General features: G+C 70.9%; 1 protein-coding gene. It reads left to right on the top strand.

The annotated features are described in order from the left end of the window. Positions 1–477, top strand: a 477-nt coding sequence (locus LPA54_RS37460) for a penicillin acylase family protein (protein ID WP_228984909.1), incomplete at both ends; no start/stop codon positions are given.

The following is a 477-nucleotide window of genomic DNA, read 5'->3' as shown; positions in this document are numbered from 1 at the left end:
ACCCAGGACGCCGACTCGGCGGCCGCCGCGTACTTCAACTCCGTCTGGCGCAACATCCTCAAGCTCTCCTTCGGCCACAAGCTGCCCAAGGAGCTGCGGGTCAAGGGCCAGTGCCTGTGGGTCGAGCCGGTCAACACCACCGGCCCGGCCGACGAGGCGGGCAAGGTCCGCGAGTGCGGCCAGCGCTCCGCGAGCCAGGCGCAGCCGGACGGCGGCGACCGCTGGTTCGAGGTGGTCCGCCGGCTGATGGCCGACGAGGACAGCGAGTGGTGGACCACGCCGAAGCGCGGCACCCGGCCGGGCGCCGAGAACCGTGACGAGCTGTTCAAGCGGGCCCTGATCGACGCCCGCTGGGAGCTGACCGCCAAGCTCGGCAAGGACATCGACAGCTGGAGCTGGGGCCGGCTGCACCGCCTGTTCCTGGACAACCAGACGCTCGGCAGCGACGGGCCCGGCTTCGTGAAGTACGTGCTCAAC

Source organism: Streptomyces sp. DH12 (assembly GCF_020873895.1).
GTDB lineage: Bacteria > Actinomycetota > Actinomycetes > Streptomycetales > Streptomycetaceae > Streptomyces.
The sequence above is the reverse complement of the archived record's forward strand: the minus strand, read 5'-3'. Positions and strand labels throughout refer to the sequence as shown.